This window comes from Corynebacterium senegalense (assembly GCF_900411315.1).
In the GTDB taxonomy this organism is placed as follows: Bacteria; Actinomycetota; Actinomycetes; order Mycobacteriales; family Mycobacteriaceae; genus Corynebacterium; species Corynebacterium senegalense.
On the sequence record NZ_LS990890.1, the window covers coordinates 1 to 2,654 of the forward strand.

Annotated in this window: 2 protein-coding genes; both read right to left on the bottom strand. The window is 67.1% G+C overall.

The features are described from left to right. Positions 1–136 precede the first annotated feature (136 nt). The gene (locus tag DYZ02_RS11175) at positions 137–1,831 is read right to left on the bottom strand and encodes a hypothetical protein (protein WP_147291523.1); all 1,695 of its coding nucleotides are present in this window, start codon (positions 1,829–1,831) and stop codon (positions 137–139) included. 92 nt (positions 1,832–1,923) lie between these two features. Next, positions 1,924–2,493, bottom strand: a complete 570-nt coding sequence (locus DYZ02_RS11180; RefSeq protein WP_115686514.1) for a DUF3558 family protein — start codon at positions 2,491–2,493, stop codon at positions 1,924–1,926. Positions 2,494–2,654 lie beyond the last annotated feature (161 nt).

Here is a 2,654-nt window from a genome sequence, read left to right on the forward strand (position 1 = left end):
CGGGGTCAAAGGTGCGTTACGGTGTGTCATGGAAGCCTTCGTGGTGGATGTTCGTGTCGTTACCTACACCACTACCGGAGGCTTCCCTCATCCGCTCACACCGTTCACAACCTCCCGAGGAAGTACACCTAGCACCCTAGCCACGCCGCGGCTGCTGGACGTTGTGGCCGATCACTCCCGGCAGCACCGGAGGCGCTTGGCCGAGCAGGGCCCGCAGGTTACCGTCGCGCTCCACCGCGCTGGTCACCGCCTTGACCCGGTTCGCCTTGCGGTCTCTCGACGAGCGTCTGCCGGCGGCGTGCCCCGGGCCAGCCGCGAGTGGCCCGCCGAGGGGGTAACCGCGCCCCGCCCCCGATGCGCCCACCCCGGTGAGGGGAGCGGTGGTGCCGCGCGGGGACAGCCCCGCGGACCCGTTCGCAGCCCCGGGGCCTCGCAGGCCAAACGGGGCCGCCGCCGGGTTGCGCGCGCTTCCCGACGCCCCGCCAACCCCGCCGCCCGCGGCCGGAAGACCCGCCGCGAAGGGGTTGGCCCCACTTGCGGACCCGGCGCCGCGCCCCGCGCCGGTGCTTGTGCCGTTGCCTGCGCCATTGCCCAGTCCAGCGGCGTTCGCACCCTGCAGGGCGGGCACGCTCATCATTCCGCCGAGGGGGAGCCCGTTCAGCCCTCCGGGAGCAGCCGTGGCGGCCGGGGCTGCGAGCCCGGGCGACAGCGTGGGTGGCATGTGAGGGGCGGCGACGGCCGCCGCCTGTGTCGGCGTCGCGCCCGCCGCCAGGGCGTTCAGTGTGTCGGGGTTGACCTCGCCGAACTGCTCGACCACCTCGGTCGGAGTGGAAGCGCGTGCGAGATCGCCGAAGCCGCGGTCCGCAAGCGCCCGTGCCACCACCGCGGGCAGCCGCGTTCGCTCGAACTCCGGAGCCTGCGGCACGGAAACGGCAACCGGGTCGTAGCGGTCACCCGGCATGTCTGACAGAGCGGGAAGAAGCTGGTTGAACCCCGGGTTTGTGGGGGCAAGGCTGGTGGTGAGCATCCCCGCGAACGGGGCGAGGAACGCCTGCTCGAACAGCATCTTCTGGTCGGGGGAGGGGATCATCATCCAGGTGCCGTGGGCGACGGCAGTGCTGATCTGGTTGGCCTGCGCCACCGCGGCAAGGTTCCCCGTGTGAGCGGCGAGCGCCCCGGCGTGCGCGGCGTAGGTCCCGCCAGCCCACTGAATGCGGTTGACTCGGGCCAGGGCGTTCTGGACCCAGCCGGTCGCCGCCGACGTCGCCAGCGACGCCTTGACCGCCTCGAGAGATCCGACCGCCTCGGTCAGCGTCGCGGCCGTCGATGCCCACTGCGTAGCCGCCGCCGCGGCGGTGGCCGGGGTCGTCGAGGTGAACAGGCTGTTCAGCGCAGGCAGCGAGAACTGCGGGCCAGCCACGGGCACCGCGTTGGCGAAGCGCCCCGTCTTCGCGTTAACCAGAGCCGGAGCAGGGGCAGGCTGAGACAACGCACCCATCGCCTGGCTCAGCCCCAAATTTTTCCCCGCCCCGATCGCCGAAACCAGCGAGGAGAAATCAACGTCCGCCATTACGGTGTTGTTCAGGTTCGACTCCAGGAGAGCGGCGGTGTCGCGCATGTGGGACGCGAGCGCTTTTGTGGACTTTGGCTCGTAGTCGCCCGAGATCGTCCCGTGGGTCCGCCCGGCCATGTCCAGCCCGGAGACGGGCGAGAAGGTCGAGAGGTTGGAAAAGAGTCGCCCCTGGCTCCCGTGGCCCAGAGCAGAAGCAGAATTTTTCAAGCCCTCGACCGCAGCACGGATCCCACCGGTATCGATTAACAGATTAGTCATGATGATTTCCCCCAAACCCCGTTTCTATGGGGAGAATATCGAATGCGCCCACCGCAGTGAAGCGCCTTGTGCACACTCAAGTGGGACTGCAGTTAGCGACCAACTGAATAGAAGCTTTCCAAAATCTCCTTCGCCCGAGGACACAGGTCTGTGGCGGGGGCGTCTTGAAACAGGGACCCGGCATATCCAGCGAGTGAACCGCGTTCAGTCTCCACTACAAAAAAGCATGAAGCATCGCCGGTAGTTCCCGCGACAGCGAAAGCTGAAGGGATCAGGGCAGAGTTCACGTTTGAAATGCGAGGAGATTCGGCTGCAATGATGTCCGCACTGGCGGCATTGGCAATTAGCCCTAACAACTCCGCAGGATCATCGGTTTCAATTGGGCAGCTCTTCAACCCGATCGCAGATTGGTCGATTGGGCCGGAGGGGTCCTTGGAGAACCCCGCCTCCGCGAACTCGGCGTCGGAGATCTCTGAGCAGGGGTCGAAAAGGTTCTCCCCGATTGTGTGGGGGTCGAACTCGCCGAGTGGGAGGTCCCCGCTTTGGAAGTGGAAGGCGGGGGCCTCGGTGGTTGTCGCCGGTGCGGGCTCCCCGCTGGGTTGCGGCGCGCAGGCGGCCAGCGCCGCGCCCAGCACAAGCACGTATCCCCGAGCAATTTTCATGGTGCACCCCCGGCAAACCCCACGTCCGAATTCTCCTGCGATCTTCGCGGTCCGGGGGCTGCCTCTTATACACACCTGACGCTGCCGACGATCTACCCTCTGTAGCTACCGCCGCTCTCCCCCTGCCGACAAAGACACTAACTCCTCTCTGCATCAGTGCC

Excerpts from the sequence above, each read along its gene's own strand:
- DYZ02_RS11175 (WP_147291523.1), bottom strand. The coding sequence starts at position 1,831 with ATGACTAATCTGTTAATCGATACCGGTGGGATCCGTGCTGCGGTCGAG.
- DYZ02_RS11180 (WP_115686514.1), bottom strand. The coding sequence starts at position 2,493 with ATGAAAATTGCTCGGGGATACGTGCTTGTGCTGGGCGCGGCGCTGGCC.